The sequence below is a fragment of the Thermocrispum sp. genome, from assembly GCF_002919275.1.
In the GTDB taxonomy this organism is placed as follows: domain Bacteria; phylum Actinomycetota; class Actinomycetes; order Mycobacteriales; family Pseudonocardiaceae; genus Thermocrispum; species Thermocrispum agreste.
In genome coordinates, this window is sequence record NZ_PKFA01000047.1 from 21,859 (window position 1) to 27,858 (window position 6,000).

Annotated in this window: 6 protein-coding genes; 2 read left to right on the forward strand and 4 right to left on the reverse strand. The window is 70.2% G+C overall.

Annotation, left to right across the window (positions count from 1 at the left end; genetic code table 11):
* Positions 1–100: 100 nt before the first annotated feature.
* From pruA to CXP56_RS10775, 3 genes are all read right to left on the reverse strand, one after another.
* Positions 101–1,729 carry an L-glutamate gamma-semialdehyde dehydrogenase gene (pruA, locus tag CXP56_RS10765; protein WP_028847696.1) on the reverse strand — a complete coding sequence of 543 codons (1,629 nt, stop codon included), beginning with the start codon at positions 1,727–1,729 and terminating at the stop codon, positions 101–103.
* A 468-nt stretch (positions 1,730–2,197) separates the two neighbouring features.
* The gene (locus CXP56_RS10770) at positions 2,198–2,701 is read right to left on the reverse strand and encodes a DUF6912 family protein (protein WP_028847695.1); all 504 of its coding nucleotides are present in this window, start codon (positions 2,699–2,701) and stop codon (positions 2,198–2,200) included.
* Complete coding sequence (locus tag CXP56_RS10775) at positions 2,698–4,113, reverse strand: WS/DGAT/MGAT family O-acyltransferase (RefSeq protein ID WP_028847694.1); 1,416 nt, start codon at positions 4,111–4,113, stop codon at positions 2,698–2,700. Before CXP56_RS10775 ends, CXP56_RS10770 begins: the two co-directional genes overlap by 4 nt.
* Here CXP56_RS10775 and CXP56_RS10780 point away from each other — a divergent pair.
* On the forward strand, positions 4,112–4,888 hold the full coding sequence (locus CXP56_RS10780; RefSeq protein ID WP_038045018.1) for a TrmH family RNA methyltransferase: 777 nt from the start codon (positions 4,112–4,114) through the stop codon (positions 4,886–4,888). The genes CXP56_RS10775 and CXP56_RS10780 overlap by 2 nt on opposite strands.
* Positions 4,889–5,098: 210 nt before the next feature.
* Positions 5,099–5,617, forward strand: a complete 519-nt coding sequence (locus tag CXP56_RS10785; protein WP_051310159.1) for an Rv3235 family protein — start codon at positions 5,099–5,101, stop codon at positions 5,615–5,617.
* Between the two features lie 119 nt (positions 5,618–5,736).
* Here the strand turns inward: CXP56_RS10785 and CXP56_RS10790 are convergent.
* Positions 5,737–6,000: hypothetical protein (locus CXP56_RS10790; RefSeq protein WP_286900989.1), on the reverse strand; the 264-nt coding region annotated here is incomplete at its 5' end.

A 6,000-nucleotide genomic window follows, 5' to 3' on the forward strand; every position in this document is an offset into this window, starting at 1 on the left:
CGGACCCGGCAGCCCGCCAGCAGCCCACGGCCGGGGCCGTCCACCGAAGTCCCCGGCGCAGGGCCGCCGCCGGCTTGACGGTCAGCTCATGTCTTGGCGCTCAGCCCATGTGCGGATAGGTGTGATCGGTCGGCGGGATCAGCGTCTCCTTGATCGAGCGCGGGCTGGTCCAGCGCAGCAGATTCCACATCGAGCCCGCCTTGTCGTTGGTGCCCGACGCCCGGGCGCCACCGAACGGCTGCTGCCCCACGATCGAGCCGGTGGGCTTGTCGTTGATGTAGAAGTTGCCCGCGGCGAACCGCAACGTCGTCAACGCTTCCTGAATCGCGGCCCGGTCGGTGGCGAACACCGCGCCGGTAAGCCCGTACGGGCTGGTGTTGTCGACCAGGCGCAGCACCTCGGAGTACTCGTCGTCCTCGTAGACGGTGACCGCCAGGATCGGGCCGAAGTACTCGGTGGCGAACACCTTGTGGTGCGGGTTGCTCGACACCAGCACCGTCGGTTCGACGAAGTAGCCGACCGAGTCGTCGCAGTTGCCGCCGACCAGCACCTCGATCTCGGCATCCGAGCGGACGTCGCTGAGCAGCTGCGCGTGCTTGGCGAACGCCCTGGCGTCGATCACCGCGCCGCCGAAGTTGCTGAAGTCGGTCACGTCGCCGAAGCGGATCGTCTTGGTCACGTCGGCCAGCTGGTCACGCAGCCCGCCTTCCCACAGCGACCTCGGCAGGTAGGCCCGCGAGGCCGCGGAACACTTCTGGCCCTGGTACTCGAACGCGCCGCGGATCAGCGCCGTGACCAGCGGGTCGATCTGCGCCGACGGGTGTGCCACGACGAAGTCCTTGCCGCCGGTCTCGCCGACGATCCGCGGGTAGTTGCGATAGCGGTCCAGATTCTGCGCGATCGTGGTCCACAGCAGCTTGAACGTGGCGGTCGAACCGGTGAAGTGCAGCCCGGCGAAGTCCGGGTCGGACAGCGCCACCGCGCTGACCGCCTTGCCGTCGCCGGTCACCATGTTGATGACCCCCGGCGGCAGCCCGGCTTCCTCGAACACGCGCATCGTGTAGTGCGCGGCCAGCTGCTGGGTCGGGGTCGGCTTCCACACCACCGTGTTGCCCATGATCGCCGGGGCGGTCGGCAGGTTGCCCGCGATCGCGGTGAAGTTGAACGGGGTGATGGCGGTGACGAAGCCTTCCAGCGACCGGTAGTCGGAGCGGTTCCACTGACCAGGCGGCGACACCGGCTGCTCGGCCAGGATGCGCCGCGCGAAGTGCACGTTGAACCGCAAGAAGTCGATCAGCTCGCACGCGGCGTCGATCTCCGCCTGCTGCACCGACTTGGACTGCCCGAGCATGGTGGCCGCGTTCAGCGTGTCCCGCCACGGCCCGGAGATGAGGTCGGCGGCCCGCAGGAAGATGGCCGCCCGCTCGTCGAACGGCATCTCCCGCCACTCCGGCGCTGCCTTCTTGGCCGCTTCCACCGCGTCGGCCACGTCCTGCTCGGTGGCCTGCGCACTGGTGCCCAGCACGTGTCTGTGATCGTGCGGCGCGACGACGGTGAACGGCTCACCGCCCGCCATGCGCTGCACACCGCCGATGGTCTGGGTCAGTTCGGCCTTGCTCTCCTTCAGCTCGGCCAGCTTCTTCTGCAACGACTCGCGCTCCGCACTGCCGGGCGCATAGCCGAGCACCGGCTCGTTGCGCGGCGGCGGGACGGACGTGATGGCATCCATGGCGCTCTCCTGAGGGGTTTCGCTGCCTTGTGGGCTTGCCCCCATCGTGGCACGCATGACCGCCCTGTGCGCTTGTTCGCTCGAACCACCCACCCCATGGCGCATTGTTCGACCGAACAAGCGCACGTCCCGCGCCACTCGCGCCACGCCGCCACGAGCATGGAGTCGTCGACGAACCGTCGACGCAGCTGGTGCAACCCGGTCCAGACCCGAGCCGACCGCCGTCAGCACCGACAGCGCCACCGGAACCAATCACCGATCCAACGACCCGACGCCAGCGACCGAGAATCACGGCACCACAAGTGCTGTGCACGGGCCAGCGGCCACCGCCGGTATCGACACGAACCCACAGTGCGGCATTGGGACGTGCGCAATGCCCGGCGACTGCGCGCGGGCAGGCTCAGATGCGCTCCCGTCTCGTACTGGGTCACCGTATGCCCGGCGACCGCGCGACCGCGCGCGGGCCGGCTAGAGCAATTCGAGCAGGAACGGCAGTTCCTGCGGCGCATACCAGGCGAGCTCGTGGTCCTCCGCCTCGCCCAGCGCGAACTCCGCGTCGTCGTCGCCGAGATCGGCCTCGTCGATCACTTCGGCAGCGGCGCGCACCGCCTCCTCGGCCTCCGGAGCGTCCACGTGCACGGCGGCCACCGCTTTCATCGGTACCGTGCCGGAGATACGCACCACGGCGGCGTCCAGATCCGGGCGCAGCTCCACGTCGTCGATGTCGGCCGCCACCACCGCTCGGCGCGGCGGATCGGAGCTACCTGCGTCGAGCTCCGCGGCCACCAGGCGCAACGAAGCCCTGGCCGCTTCCAGCAGCGCGACGTACTCCAACTCCTCTTCCGTGCCTCCGGTGTAGAACTCGCGCAACGTCGGGGTGAGCCCGAACGCCGTGCCGTCCACCGGGGCGAGCTCTCTTTTCTCGTTGAGCTCGCGCAGCATGCTCACGGTCGCGGGTAGGTAGACCCTCATGCGCCCGCTCCCTTCAGCTCGTCGAGCGACTGCCGGATGCCGGCAGCCACCACGTCGATGTCGTACACCGCCTTGCGATCGCCGTTGAGCCCAAAGTAGACCCCTCCGTCGTAGGACGTGACACCGATCGCCAGCGCCTGGTTCCGCATCAACGGGATGATCGGGATCATCTCCAGCAGCCTCGCCTGCGCGGCGAACATGGGCTGCTGCGGTCCGGGTGAGTTCGTCACGATCACGTTGAAGATGCGGTCGGACAGGCTGCCCGCCGTCCTGGCGCCCAGCGAGTGCAGTGTGGCAGGAGCGAAGCCGCTGAGCCGCAACAGGGAGCGGGCCGCCACGGCTCGCCCGGACGCGGTGTGCCTGGCCATCGCGTGCGCAATGTGCTGCAGGCGGATCACCGGGTCCGGTTCCCCGATGGGCAAGTCGACCAGGTGCGCATCGACCTGGTTGCCGACCAGCCCGGCAGGGGAATAGCCGGGCGTGGCCGGGTCCGTCACCGCGACCGGGACCAGCGCGCGCACGGTCGACTCCTGGCTCAGCTGCACGCCACGGGTCAGCATCCACTCCCGGATGGCTCCGGTGACCACGGTCAGCACGATGTCGTTCACCGTGCCGCCGCGGGCGGCACGGATGGTGCGGTAGTCGGTCAAGCGCGTGCGCACCGCGGCGAGAACCCGGCCGCCGGACACCGTGACGTTCAGCGGGCTCGCCGGGGCAGGGCGCACCACCGTGCGCAACGCCGAGGCTGCGCTCCCCAGCACCCCGGCGAGCTTGGAGATGGTCGCCACGGCATCGCCCGCAGCGTTGCGCGCGGACTCCACCAGCAGGCTCGGCTGCTGCACGGTCTCGGTGACCGCGTCGATCAGCAGCTCCCGCCGTGACGGGGTTTTCGCCGGCCGCCACGGGTCTGCGTCGCCTTTGGCGGACTCGTCCGGCTCGGTCGGCGTCGGCTCCAGGACGACCTGGCCGAGCTCGATCGTGCCGATGCCGTCCACCAAGGCCTGATGGGTCTTGGTCACCAACGCCACACGGTCGTCGGTGAGCCCTTCGACGAAGTAGGCCTCCCACAGGGGCCGGTCGTGATCGAGCGGCCGGGCCATGAGCCGGGCGACGAGCTCGAACAGTTGCTCGTCGGTCCCCGGCGACGGCAGCGCCGAGCGGCGCACGTGGTAGTTGATGTCGAAGTCGACGTCGTCGCCCCATACCGGGCGGGCCAGGTTCCCCGGCACGTGCATCACACGCTGGCGATACCGGGGCAGATAGCCGAGCCGATCACGGACGAGCGCCAGTGCCGTGTCGAAGTCGAAACCGGTGTGCCGTTCGAAGATCGCCACCGCGCCGACGTGCATCGGTGTCGCCTGACCGTCCAGATAGAGAAAGGACGCGTCGAGCGCGGACAGTCGATCCGGCATGCCCTCGATCCTGGCATACGCTGCACTCGTGGTCTCCCCCAAGGATCGCTTTGTCACCGTCTACGGCCGCAAGCCCGTCCTGGAAGCACTGGCCGACGAGAGCCTGACCATCGACAAGGTGGTGCTCGCCGAAGGCTCCCGTGGGCCGGTGGTGAGCCAGATCCGCAAGGCGGCCCGGGCGCGGGGCGTGCCGGTGACCACTGCCAGCGCCCACCGGGTGAAGGTCCTGGCGGGCAACGGCAAGCAGGATCAAGGCGTACTGGCGGATGTGGTGGCGCCGCGGATGCGACCCCTTGCCGACGCGCTGGACAAGGACGCGCCGCGACGCATGGTGCTGCTGGACGGCATCACCACCCCGGCGAACGTGGGCATGATCCTGCGCACGGCCACCGCCGCCGGCATCGACGGAGTGATCGTGCCGCGACGCGGGGTGGCGTCGATCGATCCGTTGGTGGTCAAGGCCTCCGCAGGCGTGGCTTTCCGCGCCCCGATGCTGCGATGCGCGACGGCGGTGGAGGCGGCCCGAGCGGTGGCCGACGCGGGCTACGCGCTGTATGCGCTGGCAGCGGATGCCGAGCACTCGGTGTTCACGGCCCCGCTGGCCGACCGGGCGGTGTTCGTGCTCGGCAGCGAGACCGCAGGGATCGGCCCGGACGTGCGCAAGATGGTGACCGCGGAGCTGTCCATTCCGATGCGGGGTGGCGTGGAGTCGCTGAACGTGGCCGCGGCCGCGGCAGTGCTGTGCTTCGAGCTTGTGCGCCGCGACTTGGCGTGACCCGCGTCGATCCCTGGTAGCGGCGGGCATCCCGAGGGCCTGCCGGGGCTACGGCTGGACTCCCACGGCCACTCCCAGCCCGTTCCCCGGTGCTGACCCACCATCGGCGACTCGCCCAATCGAGTGAATCTTGTCCGGATCCAGGGGGTTGCTGTCTCTGTTCCAGTGAACGGCGGACGTGGGGCCGCCACCGAACTGGGGGAGGAACACGTGCGAGTTGCCCAGAACTCCACAGGCCTGTTGCGGCTTGCGGTGTCCACCGAGCCCTGCCCAGGGCGGCAAGCCGACCGGCTCCGGGCCGGACAGCTGAGCATCCCGGTCCGGCCCATCCGGTTGGCCGCGCCCGACCCCGGGCCGAGGCCCAGGAGTGCCGAGGTACCGCCCGAGCCCGATCACGCGCAGCTTCGCACCCTGCTCGCGGCGCTGCTCGAGGTCGTGACCGGACGACGGTCCGTCGCCAGCCTGCGCGGCAAGGTCAGCGTAGACCTGCTGAGCCGACTCCGCCGGTGGCGTGGGCTCGACGTCGGCGCGCGATTCCTCGTTCGGCGAGTGCACATCCGCCGCACGGGGACCGACGTGGTCGAGATGTGCGCGACGGTGCACCTTCCGGCCAGAGGGCGAGCAGTTGCCGTCACCGGCTTGCTTCGTGCTTCTTGGCACGGCTGGACCGTCACCGACTTCGACGTGATCCAGCCGCAGGCAGGCCGACGGCAGGCGACCGTCGCCTGACGGGGATCCGCGCCTGGTCGGCGCCCGAGCGGAGAAATCGCACAAGACACGACGAAGCCCGCGGGGCCGCGCCCCGCGGGCTTCGTCAACGCCTGTCCTGCGATACCGCGTGCGGCCGGTCAGCGCCGCGCCTTCTTCGCCTTCTTGGCCTGCGCGCGCGCCGCTGCCCGCCGCTCACGCCTGCTCGCGCCCTGCTGCGCGGCCCGGTTGGGCTGGCTGTTGCCACCGCTGCGCGCGACTCCGCCGCCCTCGGCGGGCCCGGAGTAGGTCAAACCCGCTGCGCCCGCCGGCGGCCTGCGCAGTGCGGCCGGGACCGCCTGGCCTTCGATGACCGGCTGCGGCGGGACCGGCTTGGCGTGCCTGCCGCCGCCACCGCCCTGCCG